14 protein-coding genes are annotated in these 15,024 nt (G+C 51.2%); 12 read left to right on the plus strand and 2 right to left on the minus strand.

The genetic code is table 11. From position 1 onward, the window contains the following. Positions 1 to 198 precede the first annotated feature (198 nt). Positions 199 to 1,353, minus strand: coding sequence for a methionine adenosyltransferase (gene metK, locus GFC06_RS08435; RefSeq protein WP_003027071.1), 1,155 nt, complete (start codon positions 1,351 to 1,353; stop codon positions 199 to 201). 538 nt (positions 1,354 to 1,891) lie between these two features. Here metK and GFC06_RS23485 point away from each other — a divergent pair. The 5 genes from GFC06_RS23485 (at position 1,892) to speB (ending at position 6,174) form a co-directional block, all read left to right on the plus strand. Further along, the gene (locus GFC06_RS23485) at positions 1,892 to 2,029 is read left to right on the plus strand and encodes a hypothetical protein (protein WP_269149342.1); all 138 of its coding nucleotides are present in this window, start codon (positions 1,892 to 1,894) and stop codon (positions 2,027 to 2,029) included. A 91-nt stretch (positions 2,030 to 2,120) separates the two neighbouring features. Next, on the plus strand, positions 2,121 to 2,252 hold the full coding sequence (gene yqgB, locus GFC06_RS08440; protein WP_049041971.1) for an acid stress response protein YqgB: 132 nt from the start codon (positions 2,121 to 2,123) through the stop codon (positions 2,250 to 2,252). 8 nt (positions 2,253 to 2,260) lie between these two features. Continuing rightward, positions 2,261 to 4,237 (plus strand): biosynthetic arginine decarboxylase, encoded by a 1,977-nt coding sequence (gene speA, locus GFC06_RS08445; protein WP_153690031.1) that lies wholly within the window; start codon positions 2,261 to 2,263, stop codon positions 4,235 to 4,237. Positions 4,238 to 4,389: 152 nt separating this feature from the next. Further along, the gene (locus GFC06_RS08450; protein ID WP_153690032.1) at positions 4,390 to 5,121 is read left to right on the plus strand and encodes a hypothetical protein; all 732 of its coding nucleotides are present in this window, start codon (positions 4,390 to 4,392) and stop codon (positions 5,119 to 5,121) included. A 132-nt stretch (positions 5,122 to 5,253) separates the two neighbouring features. Next, positions 5,254 to 6,174 carry an agmatinase gene (gene speB, locus GFC06_RS08455; RefSeq protein WP_153690033.1) on the plus strand — a complete coding sequence of 307 codons (921 nt, stop codon included), beginning with the start codon at positions 5,254 to 5,256 and terminating at the stop codon, positions 6,172 to 6,174. Positions 6,175 to 6,285: 111 nt separating this feature from the next. Here the strand turns inward: speB and loiP are convergent, their stop codons facing one another. Further along, entirely contained in the window at positions 6,286 to 7,044 is a 759-nt protein-coding gene (gene loiP / locus GFC06_RS08460; RefSeq protein WP_016154387.1) for a metalloprotease LoiP, read from the minus strand. Positions 7,045 to 7,323: 279 nt separating this feature from the next. Here loiP and tkt point away from each other — a divergent pair, with 279 nt between their 5' ends. From tkt to GFC06_RS08495, 7 genes are all read left to right on the plus strand, one after another. Beyond that, entirely contained in the window at positions 7,324 to 9,315 is a 1,992-nt protein-coding gene (gene tkt, locus GFC06_RS08465) for a transketolase (protein WP_016154386.1), read from the plus strand. Between the two features lie 316 nt (positions 9,316 to 9,631). After that, complete coding sequence (gene cmtB / locus GFC06_RS08470; protein ID WP_049282161.1) at positions 9,632 to 10,075, plus strand: PTS mannitol transporter subunit IIA; 444 nt, start codon at positions 9,632 to 9,634, stop codon at positions 10,073 to 10,075. Positions 10,076 to 10,102: 27 nt separating this feature from the next. After that, positions 10,103 to 11,482, plus strand: a complete 1,380-nt coding sequence (locus GFC06_RS08475) for a PTS mannitol transporter subunit IICB (protein WP_153690034.1) — start codon at positions 10,103 to 10,105, stop codon at positions 11,480 to 11,482. A 24-nt stretch (positions 11,483 to 11,506) separates the two neighbouring features. Beyond that, entirely contained in the window at positions 11,507 to 12,784 is a 1,278-nt protein-coding gene (locus GFC06_RS08480; RefSeq protein ID WP_016154383.1) for a zinc-binding dehydrogenase, read from the plus strand. Next, positions 12,781 to 13,752: a class II fructose-bisphosphatase gene (gene glpX / locus GFC06_RS08485; RefSeq protein WP_153690035.1), complete on the plus strand. Its 972-nt coding sequence runs from the start codon at positions 12,781 to 12,783 to the stop codon at positions 13,750 to 13,752. Before GFC06_RS08480 ends, glpX begins: the two co-directional genes overlap by 4 nt. Before the next feature lie 15 nt (positions 13,753 to 13,767). Beyond that, on the plus strand, positions 13,768 to 14,277 hold the full coding sequence (locus tag GFC06_RS08490; RefSeq protein ID WP_153690036.1) for an MltR family transcriptional regulator: 510 nt from the start codon (positions 13,768 to 13,770) through the stop codon (positions 14,275 to 14,277). Then, positions 14,274 to 14,984 carry a nucleoside/nucleotide kinase family protein gene (locus tag GFC06_RS08495; RefSeq protein WP_153690037.1) on the plus strand — a complete coding sequence of 237 codons (711 nt, stop codon included), beginning with the start codon at positions 14,274 to 14,276 and terminating at the stop codon, positions 14,982 to 14,984. Before GFC06_RS08490 ends, GFC06_RS08495 begins: the two co-directional genes overlap by 4 nt. Positions 14,985 to 15,024: the final 40 nt, after the last annotated feature.

Consider the following 15,024-nt stretch of genomic DNA (forward strand, 5'->3'; position numbering starts at 1 on the left):
ATGTAACAGTGATGCAATGCTGGTAACGAAGAGATGTGAATTCAAGGTAGATAGAAATACCGTGCTATGTAATCGCTTTCATTTGTTATTGAAGCAAATGAAATTAGCGTGGTTATAGCGATGGGGGATGGGAGAGCAAATGACATAAAAAAAGACCAGCGCGAGGCTGGTCTTCATAAGCATTGAGCCGTAGAGGAATTACTTCAGACCGGCAGCTTCACGCAGCAGGGCGGCTTTGTCGGTTTTTTCCCATGGGAAATGTTCGCGACCAAAGTGACCGTAAGCAGCGGTTTCTTTGTAAATCGGGTGCAGCAGATCCAGCATCTGAATCAGGCCATACGGGCGCAGGTCGAAGAACTCACGCACCAGCAGGGTCAGCTGCTCTGAAGGCACTTTTTCAGTACCGAACGTTTCCACCATGATAGAGGTCGGTTCAGCCACGCCGATTGCGTAGGAAACCTGAATCTCACAACGGTCAGCCAGACCAGCGGCAACGATGTTTTTCGCTACGTAGCGGGCTGCATAAGCTGCGGAACGGTCAACTTTAGACGGATCCTTACCAGAGAATGCGCCGCCGCCGTGACGGGCCATGCCGCCGTAGGTATCAACGATGATTTTACGACCCGTCAGACCGCAGTCACCCATTGGACCGCCGATAACGAAACGACCAGTTGGGTTGATGAAGAACTTGGTTGAAGCTGTCAGCCATTCAGTCGGCAGTACCGGTTTGATGATCTCTTCCATAACGGCTTCTTGCAGCGATTTCTGATCGATATCTTCAGAGTGCTGAGTCGACAGAACAACCGCATCGATCCCGACGATTTTACCGTCGTCATACTGGAAGGTTACTTGGCTTTTTGCATCCGGGCGCAGCCAGGATAAGGTGCCGTTTTTACGCACTTCAGCCTGACGCTGCACCAGACGGTGAGCATAGGTAATCGGGGCTGGCATCAGCACGTCGGTTTCGTTGGTTGCATAACCAAACATCAGACCCTGGTCGCCTGCGCCCTGTTCCAGCGGATCCGCACGGTCAACACCCTGGTTGATGTCCGGAGACTGTTTACCAATCGCGCTCAGTACCGCACAAGAGTTGGCATCAAAGCCCATGTCGGAATGCACATAGCCAATTTCGCGAACCGTGTTACGGGTGATCTCTTCGATATCAACCCATGCGCTGGTGGTGATCTCACCGCCAACTAAAACCATGCCGGTTTTGACGTAGGTTTCGCAGGCAACGCGTGCTTTCGGATCCTGCTCCAGGATTGCATCCAGCACGGCATCAGAGATTTGGTCAGCGATTTTGTCAGGATGCCCTTCTGATACGGACTCGGACGTAAAAAGGTGTTTTGCCATATTTAATTTCACCTAAGGAGAATGTAGTTAGCTCAAACTGTCGAGTGGAATAGCCATGTGTAGAAGATTCTACCATGAGTCTGCAGATGACGGACACTGGCAGTCTGAGTGTTAATCGGTATAGATGGATTAACATCTGGACGGCTATTTTAAGGCGGTTCTGCGCCTGATTTCCAGCTTTTTTTGATTGAGCTCGCATTGTACTGAAAATGTAACTGGAAATTTTTCCTGACGGTGCTGGCAATGCGCGTATTTATCTTTTGCTTTTTCGTACTGTTGTCGGTATAAAACGCGGCGCGCGGCTCATATCCGTCATACTTCAAGTTGCATGTGCGTTGGCAATACTCGCCCAGTCACTTACTCCTGTAAGCGCCCGGGGATTCACTGCGTTGCCGCCTTCCCGCAACTCGATTTATTGAGGATAGACAAAAAAGCACACGAAGTTTTCATCGTGTTGCCACTTCCAGCCGGGTTAAAACTTTAGCTTTGGCTTGTGGGTTCGTTCCGTCAGGAGCAACCGTGGAGGTGATACGAGATAATGAACCGTTGTATTCTGCTGAATCTGTCGCACCGTTCTGGTGTACATATGTCCCCCGCAATCTGCATCTTGCATACCTGCCGATGTTATACCCATCTCGGCGCTTCTCAGGACTCCAGGGCCGGCAACGGTCACTAAGAACTGAACAAGGGCGCTCTTGGTAAACAAGAGTTTTCTCGTGGTTTCGCCGAACCGTCAGCATTAAGTTCGGTTACGTGTTTACATTGATATGAAAAAGAAACCGGTCGCACAGTCGGAGCGTCAGCACTATCTGCTGGAAATTCTGCCTGTATTTGGGTTGTTATCGCGTCTTCGGATTGCGATAGTAGTCAACTGTTTTACACTTGTTAATAAAATTTGAGGTTCGCTATGTCTGACGACATTTCTTTGGGTTCGCCTTCGTCAGCAGGCGAATACGGTGTACTACGCTCCATGCAGGAGGTTGCAATGAGTTCCCAGGAAGCCAGCAAGATGCTGCGTACTTACAATATTGCCTGGTGGGGTAATAACTATTATGACGTCAATGAACTGGGCCACATCAGCGTGTGCCCGGATCCCGACGTACCAGAAGCGCGCGTTGACCTTGCTGAGTTGGTGAAAGCCCGTGAAGCGCAGGGCCAGCGTTTGCCTGCATTGTTCTGCTTCCCGCAGATCCTGCAACACCGTCTGCGTTCGATTAACGCCGCGTTTAAGCGCGCCCGTGAGTCTTACGGCTACAACGGTGACTATTTCCTCGTTTACCCGATCAAGGTTAACCAGCACCGTCGCGTGATTGAATCGCTGATCCACTCCGGCGAACCGCTGGGGCTGGAAGCCGGTTCTAAAGCTGAACTGATGGCCGTTCTGGCTCATGCCGGAATGACCCGCAGCGTGATCGTGTGTAACGGCTATAAAGACCGCGAATACATCCGCCTGGCGCTAATTGGCGAGAAGATGGGCCATAAGATCTATCTGGTCATCGAGAAGATGTCTGAAATCGCTATCGTGCTGGATGAAGCTGAACGACTGAATGTTGTTCCGCGTCTGGGCGTGCGTGCGCGTCTGGCGTCGCAAGGGTCCGGCAAATGGCAGTCTTCCGGCGGAGAGAAATCGAAATTCGGCCTGGCGGCAAACCAGGTGCTGCAACTGGTAGAAATGCTGCGCGAGCGCGGTCGTCTGGACAGTATTCAGTTGCTGCACTTCCACCTCGGCTCACAGATGGCGAACATTCGTGATATTGCCACCGGCGTACGTGAGTCGGCGCGTTTCTACGTTGAGCTGCACAAGCTTGGCGTAAATATCCAGTGCTTCGACGTGGGCGGTGGCCTGGGCGTGGACTACGAAGGTACCCGTTCGCAGTCTGACTGCTCCGTAAACTACGGCCTGAACGAATACGCGAACAACATCATCTGGGCCATTGGCGACGCCTGTGAAGAGCACGGTCTGCCGCACCCGACGGTAATTACCGAATCCGGTCGCGCTGTTACCGCGCATCATACCGTGCTGGTGTCTAATATTATCGGCGTTGAGCGTAGCGAGCATACCGAAGCAACGCCTCCGGCTGACGATGCGCCGCGTGCCCTGCAAAGCATGTGGGAAACCTGGCAAGAGATGCATGAGCCGGGAACCCGTCGTTCGCTGCGTGAATGGCTGCACGACAGCCAGATGGATCTGCACGATATTCACGTTGGGTACTCTTCAGGCACCTTTAGCCTGCAGGAACGCGCGTGGGCAGAACAGCTCTATCTGAACATGTGTCACGATGTGCAAAAACAACTCGACCCGAGCAACCGCGCGCACCGTCCGATTATCGACGAGTTGCAGGAGCGTATGGCGGATAAGATTTACGTCAACTTCTCGCTGTTCCAGTCGATGCCGGATGCGTGGGGGATCGATCAGCTGTTCCCGGTGATGCCGCTGGAAGGGCTGAACAAGGCTCCTGAGCGCCGTGCGGTGCTGCTGGATATCACCTGTGACTCTGATGGCGCTATCGACCACTATGTTGATGGTGACGGCATTGCGACCACCATGCCGATGCCGGAATACGATCCGGAGAACCCGCCGATGCTGGGCTTCTTTATGGTGGGGGCGTACCAGGAGATCCTTGGCAACATGCACAACCTGTTCGGTGATACTGAAGCGGTTGACGTGTTCGTCTTCCCTGACGGCAGCGTGGAAGTTGAGCTGTCTGACGAAGGGGATACCGTGGCGGATATGCTGCAGTATGTGCAGTTGGATCCGAACACCCTGCTAACGCAGTTCCGTGATCAAGTGAAAAACACCGATCTGGATACCGAGTTGCAGCAGCAGTTCCTCGAAGAGTTTGAGGCAGGTCTGTACGGATATACCTATCTCGAAGACGAGTAATTGAGATATATCTGCTTGAGAGCCGGCTTATTTATATAAACCGGCTCTTTTTTTATTAATGAAATCTGAAATATGGTGGCAACTCTTTCTTTTATCTTTTTAGAACTCTACTGTTGCCGATGTAATAACTCGGAAACAGAAAAGGAATCGAGATGAAGGGATTTAAGTGGAACGTGTTTTTTGCCGTAATTTTTTTACTTGCTGGTGGCTGTTCCGTGCCCGCATATTATAGCAGTGCACCTTCGCCAGGCGTGGGAACGGCCTGGGGCGGCGACGTGCACTCAACGGTAACGGGCGTATCTGTAGAACGTGCGGAGCGCGACCCTGCCGAAGTCATATTAATAAATTATTCTGCAAAGTATTCGACGGGTTACGATAGAGTATACAGCATACGCATTAGTGATTTGGAATATGCTGTTCGCGATGCTAATTTTAATTCTATCCCTATTACCCGTCTTTACAACTCCTCTGTTGGGCAATGGCAATATAGTCTTCCAGCCAGGGTGGGGACAAATTATCAATTGTATGTGCGCAATCACAGTCGAGATACGAACTATGAAATCGTCGCGACTGTAGATGGGCTTGATGTACTTAACGGCAAACCTGGTTCGCTGAATAACAGCGGTTATATTGTTAATGCGGGAGATTCGCTGGCAATCAAAGGGTTCAGAAAAGATAAGTATACTGAAGCCGAATTTCGGTTTTCTGATGCTTCAAACTCCTACGCCGCTAACTCTGCGCAGGGTGACAGGCGCAACATCGGAGTGATTGGTTTCGCCGCATTTGCTTTGCAGGGCCTGGTCGTTAAAACGCTCTCGCCTTGCTCTGCGCAGGCATTCCCGGCGGACAGTAATGGTTATGCCCCGCCGCCATGTCGTCAATAAAAGCGCTGCTTGAAGCGGGGAAGTTTTAAGGCGATAATTACACAAAATCTGTTTTAAAAAATCTAACCCTTCCTCGTCGGGCCTAACGACGCGGAAGGGTTTTTTTATACCGACGAATATGAGGTTTTTGCCATGAGCACCTTAGGTCATCAATACGACAACTCCCTGGTTTCTAACGCCTTTGGTTTTTTGCGTCTGCCGATGAACTTCATGCCGTACGACAGCGACGCCGACTGGGTGATCACCGGCGTACCGTTTGATATGGCAACGTCTGGCCGCGCGGGCGGTCGTCATGGTCCGGCTGCGATCCGTCAGGTTTCCACTAACCTGGCGTGGGAACACAATCGCTTCCCGTGGGACTTCGATATGCGCGAGCGCCTGAACGTGGTGGACTGCGGCGATCTGGTTTATGCGTTCGGTGATGCCCGTGAAATGAGTGAAAAACTGCAGGCGCATGCTGAGAAGTTGCTTTCTGCCGGTAAGCGCATGCTCTCTTTCGGCGGTGACCACTTCGTCACGCTGCCGCTCCTGCGCGCGCATGCTAAACACTTTGGTAAAATAGCGCTGGTGCACTTTGATGCCCACACCGACACCTACGCTAACGGCTGTGAATTCGACCACGGTACCATGTTCTACACTGCGCCGAACGAAGGTCTGATCGATCCGAATCACTCTGTGCAGATCGGTATTCGTACCGAGTTCGACAAAGATAACGGATTTACCGTGCTGGATGCTTGTCAGGTGAACGATCGCGGCGTAGATGACATCATCGCCCAGGTTAAGCAGATTGTTGGTGATATGCCGGTGTATCTGACCTTTGATATCGACTGCCTCGATCCGGCGTTTGCTCCAGGAACCGGTACGCCCGTGATCGGCGGTCTGACTTCCGATCGCGCGATCAAGCTGGTACGTGGTCTGAAAGATCTGAATATCGTCGGGATGGATGTGGTGGAAGTAGCTCCGGCCTACGATCAGTCAGAGATCACCGCGCTGGCGGCGGCTACGCTGGCACTGGAAATGCTGTATATCCAGGCGGCGAAGAAAGGCGAATAACGGGTTTCGGACTATTTTGCCGGATGTCGCTGACGCTAGTCCGGCCTACATTATTGCTGAATTTGTAGGCCGGATAAGGCGCTCACGCCGCCATCCGGCACTGTTCGAGGATTATTTTATCCCGTCTGCGCTCATGCGATCGCGAATGTGTTGCGCACGTTCTGCAGATGCCGGGTGATCGTCAAACATTGAGCTTTGGCGTCCTGCTTCCAGTTTAGCCAGTTTCTCAAAGCTGGTGGCCAGTCCTGCCGGATTGATCCCACGTTTGCGCAACAAATCATACGAGTAATCATCTGCTTCGGATTCCTGACGCTGGGAGAACTGCGAGTTCACCAGTTTCTCGCCAAGATCGCCCAATTGCGACTGCGACAGGCTGCCGACAATGCCGCCAGCGGAAGCCGCTGCTGCACGTACGGCGTTAGTGCCCAGCGCGACCTGCATGCCTTTTTTCACGTGACCCAGCGCGACGTGGCCCATTTCGTGGCCGATCACCGCTTCGACTTCGTTATCGGTCATCATGTCCATCAGGCCGCTGTACACGCGGATACAACCGTTCGCCATGGCAAAGGCATTCACATCTTTCGCCATATAGACTTTGTAGTTCACCGGCTGGCCGTTAATGTTGTCGCCAAGCGCGGCGGCGATTTTGCCAAGACGCGTTGCGTACTCGCTGCTGGCAGGGGCGATAGTAGCCTTGCTGTCCATATCTTTACAGGCCTGATCGCTCAGCGCTTTTACCTGAGTATCGCTCAGACTATAGGCCTGAAAAGCCTCTGCGCCAGAAGAAAGCAGTCCGTTTGAGTCCATGTTCTGGCAGCCGGTCAATGCCGCCGCCATGCTCGTAGCAAGCAGTAAAGCGCGAATTTTCATTTTTTCTCTTCCGCACAAAGTCAGGATTTTTCTAAAAAATGCGTCGTTTGCAGGTAAACCGACGCTCGGCCTTAGTATAAAGAAAAGAACATTCAGCGGGCGAGAAGATTGCGCAACTTGCGCGCATGATCCAGAGATTTCTGAAGCGGTAAAAGGATGCTCCATGTACATGACACGCGGCTTGGGTTACATTGTTGGCACTTTTTTCCGGCGTAGCCCAAAACGCGCTGTCGTCAAGTCGTTAAGGGCTCAGCCTTCATTATCCGATCTGGAGTCAAAATGTCCTCACGTAAAGAGCTTGCCAATGCTATTCGTGCGCTGAGCATGGACGCAGTACAGAAAGCCAAATCCGGTCACCCGGGTGCCCCGATGGGTATGGCTGACATTGCCGAAGTCCTGTGGCGTGATTTCCTGAACCACAACCCGACTAACCCGTCCTGGGCTGACCGTGACCGCTTCGTGCTGTCCAACGGCCACGGCTCCATGCTGATTTACAGCCTGCTGCACCTCACCGGCTACGATCTGCCGATGTCCGAGCTGCAGAACTTCCGTCAGCTGCATTCCAAAACGCCGGGTCACCCGGAAGTGGGTTACACCGCGGGTGTTGAAACCACTACCGGTCCTCTGGGTCAGGGCATTGCGAATGCAGTGGGTATGGCTATCGCCGAAAAAACGCTGGCGGCGCAGTTTAACCGTCCTGGTCACGACATCGTTGACCACTTCACCTATGCTTTCATGGGCGACGGCTGCATGATGGAAGGTATCTCTCACGAGGTATGTTCCCTGGCCGGTACGCTGAAGCTGGGTAAACTGGTAGCGTTCTACGATGACAACGGCATCTCTATCGATGGCCACGTTGAAGGCTGGTTCACCGATGACACCGCTAAACGTTTCGAAGCTTACGGCTGGCACGTGGTTCGTGGCGTTGATGGTCACGATGCTGACGCGATTAAGCGCGCAGTTGAAGAAGCTCGCGCTGTGACCGACAAACCGTCCCTGCTGATGTGCAAAACCATCATCGGTTTCGGTTCCCCGAATAAAGCTGGTACCCACGACTCTCACGGTGCGCCGCTGGGTGATGCAGAAATCGCACTGACCCGCGAACAGCTGGGCTGGAAATACGCGCCGTTTGAAATTCCGTCTGAAATCTACGCGCAGTGGGATGCGAAAGAAGCAGGCCAGGCAAAAGAAGCTGCATGGAACGAGAAGTTCGCTGCTTATGCGAAAGCCTTCCCGCAGGAAGCCGCTGAATTCACCCGTCGTATGAAAGGTGAAATGCCGTCTGACTTTGACGCAAAAGCGAACGAGTTCATCGCTAAGCTGCAGGCTAACCCGGCGAAAATCGCCAGCCGTAAAGCGTCTCAGAACGCGATTGAAGCGTTTGGTCCTCTGCTGCCTGAATTCCTCGGCGGCTCCGCTGACCTGGCACCAAGTAACCTGACTCTGTGGTCTGGTTCTAAAGCTATCAACGAAGATACTGCCGGTAACTACATCCATTACGGTGTACGTGAATTCGGTATGACCGCTATCGCTAACGGTATCTCCCTGCACGGTGGCTTCCTGCCGTACACCTCCACCTTCCTGATGTTTGTGGAATATGCCCGTAACGCGGTGCGTATGGCTGCGCTGATGAAACAGCGTCAGGTGATGGTCTATACCCACGACTCCATCGGTCTGGGCGAAGATGGCCCGACTCACCAGCCGGTAGAGCAGGTAGCTTCGCTGCGTGTGACCCCGAACATGAGCACCTGGCGTCCGTGTGACCAGGTTGAATCTGCCGTTGCATGGAAATACGGTGTAGAGCGTCAGGACGGTCCGACCGCGCTGATCCTCTCCCGCCAGAACCTGGCACAGCAGGAACGTACCGAAGAGCAGCTGGCGAACATCGCGCGCGGTGGTTACGTGCTGAAAGATTGCGCCGGTCAGCCGGAACTGATCTTCATCGCTACCGGTTCTGAAGTTGAGCTGGCTGTGGCTGCCTGGGACAAACTGACCGCTGAAGGCGTTAAAGCGCGCGTGGTTTCCATGCCGTCTACCGACGCGTTTGACAAACAGGATGCCGCTTATCGCGAGTCTGTACTGCCGAAAGCTGTTTCCGCACGTGTTGCAGTGGAAGCGGGTATCGCAGACTACTGGTTCAAATACGTGGGCCTGAACGGCGCTATCGTTGGTATGACTACCTTTGGTGAGTCTGCACCGGCTGAGCTGCTGTTTGAAGAGTTTGGCTTCACTGTCGACAACGTTGTCGCGAAAGCAAAAGAACTGCTGTAATTTTGATTACAGGTGAAAACGGGTCGCTTATGCGGCCCGTTTTTTTAAAGTAAGTAAATTTATTTGATCGTTCGCAACCCAAAAATGTAGATTTGCATCACAAATATGATATTTAGCGATGTTTTATATTTGCAGCTTGAATCACATTATTGCTATTGATTTTTATATTTCTTTTCTCAATCCATTGTTTTTAAAGGCATCACCAAAAAACATTCTGCGCTGTATGTAGTTTTCTCCTCGATTGATTTCATTTTGCCGTGCGCGTATTTTATTTTTAACGCTAACTCGTACCCTAAAAATAAAATAAGGAAAATGTATGCGGCTGATTGATTACTTTCCCGAATCATCTATCTCAATAAAAAATTCAGCAAAGAACTGGCAGGAGGCAATTGACTTTTCTATGTCATCCTTACTCGCCAATCATTATGTCAATTCAGATTATATTCAGGCCATTAAAGACTCAACGACTAACAATGGTCCTTATTATATTTTAGCGCCAGGCGTCGCCATGCCGCACGCTCGACCGGAGTGTGGCGCGTTAAAAACCGGTATGTCATTAACGCTTCTCAAACAGGAAGTGAAATTTGCCGAAGATGATGAAGGTATCAGATTATTAATCGGATTGTCGGCGGCTAATGCTGATTCACACATTGGCGCTATTCAGGCCTTAAGCGAATTATTATGTGAAGAGGAAGCACTAACCGCTTTGTTAGCGGCTAAATCAGAAAAACAATTGGCGGATATTATCGCTCAAGCATAATTAACGGTTTCCTTTCAGGACATTATTATGGAAAACAAGTCTGCTCGTGCCAAAGTCCAGGCTTTTGGTGGGTTTTTGACTGCAATGGTCATTCCCAACATCGGCGCATTTATTGCCTGGGGTTTTATTACCGCATTATTTATTCCTACTGGTTGGATGCCGAATGAGCATTTCGCCAAAATTGTCGGTCCGATGATTACCTATTTACTGCCCGTCATGATTGGCTCCACTGGGGGGCATCTGGTTGGCGGGAAACGCGGTGCGGTAATGGGGGGCATTGGTTCTATTGGCGTTATTGTGGGCGCGGATATCCCGATGTTCCTTGGCGCGATGGTAATGGGGCCGCTTGGCGGTTGGGTGATTAAGCATATCGACCGTCTGCTGGAAAAACGCATTCCTGCAGGCTTCGAGATGGTTATCAATAATTTCTCTCTTGGTATTGCGGGAATGCTTTTATGCTTGCTGGGGTTTGAAGTTATCGGCCCAGCGGTTCTCATTGCCAATAATTTCGTGAAGGAGTGTATTGAAGCGTTGGTTCATGCGGGCTATCTGCCGTTGCTATCCGTAATCAATGAGCCGGCAAAAATCCTCTTTCTGAACAATGCCATCGATCAGGGGGTGTATTATCCGCTGGGGATGCAGCAAGCTTCTGAAACGGGAAAATCGATTTTCTTCATGGTGGCATCTAACCCAGGGCCGGGATTAGGTTTGTTACTCGGCTTTGCTATCTTTGGCAAAGGGATGAGTAAAAAGTCTGCGCCAGGCGCCATGATTATCCACTTCCTCGGTGGTATTCATGAACTGTATTTCCCGTATGTGCTGATGAAGCCTCTGACCCTGATCGCGATGATTGCCGGGGGAATGACCGGGACGTGGGTATTCCACCTGCTGGACGGTGGGTTAGTTGCGGGGCCAAGCCCAGGATCTATATTCGCCTATCTGGCATTAACGCCGAAAGGTTCTTTCCTCGCGACCATTGCAGGAGTCACCGCGGGAACCGTTGTTACTTTTGTTATTACCTCTGTCATCCTGAAAATAGAAAAGAACGTTGAAACAGAAAGTGAAGATGACTTTGCTGAATCAGCCAGAACCGTCAAAGCGATGAAGCAGGAAGGGAAATTCTCTTATAAAAACATTAAACGTGTCGCTTTTGTCTGTGATGCAGGAATGGGTTCCAGTGCTATGGGGGCAACCACGTTTCGTAAGCGTCTGGAGAAAGCGGGATTGAATATTACTGTGACTCATTATGCTATCGAAAACGTTCCGCAAGATGCCGATATTATTGTCACCCATGCCAGTCTTGAAGGTCGTGTTAAACGTGTAAGTGAAAAGCCATTAGTGCTGATTAAGAACTATATTGGTGACCCATTGTTGGATGATTTATTTAAACGCATTACTGCGAACTAGCCTTCTTATATTTTTGGAGTGAATATGAAAACGAAAGTTGCTGCCATATATGGCAAGCAGGATATTCGTATCCGCGAATTTGAACTGCCTGCAATTACAGATAATGAATTGTTAGTAAGCGTAATATCCGATAGCGTTTGTTTGTCCACCTGGAAAGCAGCAGCATTGGGGAGCGATCATAAACGCGTACCGGACGATCTGGAAAATCATCCGGTTATTACCGGACATGAATGTGCTGGTATCATTGTTGAGGTGGGGAAAAACCTGACGGATAAATATAAGAAAGGTCAGCGTTTTGTGTTGCAACCCGCGATGGGATTGCCAAGTGGATATTCAGCAGGATACAGCTATGAATATTTTGGCGGCAATGCGACATATATGATTATCCCGGAAGTGGCGATTAACCTGGGATGCGTTTTGCCTTACCACGGCTCTTATTTTGCTGCCGCCTCATTGGCAGAACCGATGTGCTGCATTATTGGCGCGTATAACGCGAATTTTCACACCACGCCTTACGTTTATGAGCATCGCATGGGGATTAAGCCAGGGGGGAACATTGCGCTTCTGGCCTGCGCCGGGCCGATGGGTATTGGTGCAATAGATTATGCCATTAACGGGAATATTCAGCCGTCGCGCGTGGTGGTGGTCGACATTGACGAAGCACGACTGGCGCAAGCTAAAAAACTGTTGCCCGTTGAGTTGGCGGCTGAAAAGGGGATTGAGCTCATCTATGTGAATACTACTGGCATGGATTCTCCGACAGCGATGCTGCGAGCGTTAACTCATGACGCAGGTTTTGATGATGTCTTTGTGTATGCGGCAGTGCCTGCAGTTGTTGAGATGGCTGATGATTTACTCGCGGAAGATGGTTGCCTGAATTTTTTTGCCGGTCCTACGGACAGTAACTTCAAAGTGCCGTTTAATTTTTATAACGTGCACTACAACAGCACTCACGTTGTCGGGACATCTGGTGGTTCAACGGATGATATGAAAGAGGCCATTGCGCTCAGTGCAACCGGCCAACTGCAACCGTCGTTTATGGTGACGCACATTGGCGGCCTTGATGCAGTTCCGGAAACTGTATTGAATTTACCGGCGATCCCCGGCGGTAAGAAGCTGATATATAACGGCGTTACCATGCCACTAACCGCCATTGCTGATTTTGCCGAGAAAGGGAAAACTGACCCATTATTCAAAGAACTGGCGCTGCTGGTGGAGGAGACGCACGGTATCTGGAATGAAAAGGCAGAAAAATACCTTTTGGCACACTTTGGCGTTGATATCGGGGAGGCGGCGATATGATGTCGCTGGCATGGCCGCTATTTCGTATCACGGAGCAGGCTGCACTGGCAGCCTGGCCGCAAACCGGGTGCGGCGATAAAAACAAGATTGATGGTCTGGCTGTGACGGCAATGCGGGAAGCATTGAACAGTATTGCCATTCGCGGACGCATCGTTATTGGCGAAGGGGAGATTGATCAAGCCCCGATGCTGTGGATTGGTGAGGAAGTGGGAACCGGCAGCGGACCTGAGGTAGATATCGCCGTTGATCCTATCGAAGGAACCCGAATGGTGGCTATGGGGCAAAGCAATGCGCTGGCCGTCATGGCGTTTGCCCCTCGCGGTAGTTTGTTACACGCTCCTGATATGTACATGAAAAAACTGGTTGTTAATCGGTTTGCGAAAGGGGCGATTAATCTGGCGCTGCCGTTGGCAGATAATCTGCGTAATGTAGCAGAGGCGTTGGGTAAACCGCTGAAGCGACTGCGGATGGTGACGCTGGATAAGCCGCGCCTTCAACCAGCGATTGCCGAGGCGACACGGCTTGGCGTCAAGGTCTTTGCTCTGCCCGACGGCGACGTGGCCGCCAGCGTGCTGGCCTGTAAGCAGGAGAATCCTTATGATCTGATGTATACCATTGGCGGCGCGCCTGAAGGGGTTATTTCAGCCTGTGCGGTTAAAGCGCTGGGGGGCGATATGCAGGCTGAACTGATTGATTTTTGCGAAGCGAAAGGAAATAACGCAGATAATCGTCTGATTGCGGCACAGGAACATCAGCGCTGCGCGGAAATGGGCGTTGAGATCAACCGGATCTACGCGCTGGACGAACTGGTAGGGGGAAATAAGATCCTCTTTAGCGCGACAGGGGTCACGGGTGGCGATCTTGTGAAAGGGATCCAACAGGTTACGAATGGTGTGCGCACGCAAACTTTACTGATCGGCGGCGCGGATCGAACGTGTAATATAATAGACTCTCTGCATTCATGGTGATTTATCGAGAAACGAATGACGACGCTGACAGAAGACGATGTGCTTGAGCAACTGGATGCTCAAAATAATTTACTCTCGTTTATGACGACGGCACATAACATTTTGCTCCAGGGCATTAAGCGCTTTCTACCGTCGCTGTTCGTTAATAACGATGAAGAGATCGTGGAATATGCAGTGAAGCCGTTACTCGCCCAGAGTGGACCGCTTGACGATATCGACGTTGCGTTACGTCTGATTTATGCGTTGGGAAAAATGGATAAATGGCTTTATGCCGACATCACCCATTTCTCTCAATTTTATCAGTACCTGAACGAGCAGGATAATATCCCCGGTTTTGTCGATGACATTACCTGGGATTTTGTCAGCAACGTGAACAGTATCACCCGCAACGCAACGCTCTACGGTGCGCTGGAGTCGATGAAATTTGCCGACTTTGCTGCGTGGTCCGAAGTGCGCTTTAGCGCAATGGTCAAGACGGCAATGACGCTGGCAGTGACGGCGATTTTAAAGGAATTAACGCCGTGAAAATCAAACTAACGGTGAATGGGCTACAGGTTGAAGCACATTACCGTGATGATGAGATAGAGAACGTCCACAAACCGTTATTACAACAGCTGGCAAAAATACATGCCACTCACCCGCAGCGACGAACGATCATTTTTCTCAGCGCACCGCCTGGTACGGGTAAATCGACGCTGACCACCTTCTGGGAATATCTCTCCCGTCAGGATCCTGGCCTGCCGGAGATCCAGACGCTGCCGATGGATGGCTTCCATCACTACAACACCTGGCTGGATGCTCATAACCTGCGAGCATACAAAGGTGCGCCGGAAACCTTTGATGTGGATAAGCTTGCACAGAATCTACGTCTGATAAGGGAAGGGGAGGGCACCTGGCCACAGTACGACCGGCAAAAACACGATCCGGTAGAAGCGGCCATAACAGTGACCGCGCCGATTGTGATTGTGGAAGGAAACTGGTTATTACGCGATGATGAAAGGTGGCGGGCGTTAGCTGAGTTTTGTGATTACTCGCTGTTTATTCGTGCTCCTGCCAACGCGCTCCGTACACGACTGGTAGGTCGTAAACTGGCGGGCGGACTATCACAAGCTGACGCTGAGGCGTTTTATGAGCGTACCGACGGACCGAATGTTCATCGGGTACTGGAAGCGAGTCTGCCTGGTGACCTGACGCTGGAGATGCTGGAATCTGGTGAATATCGGATTGCGTGAAGGCCAATTATTCCTGTTAAGCCGTAATGATTATTACGGC

Origin of the sequence: Citrobacter braakii (assembly GCF_009648935.1) — a bacterium.
Classification (GTDB): domain Bacteria; phylum Pseudomonadota; class Gammaproteobacteria; order Enterobacterales; family Enterobacteriaceae; genus Citrobacter; species Citrobacter braakii.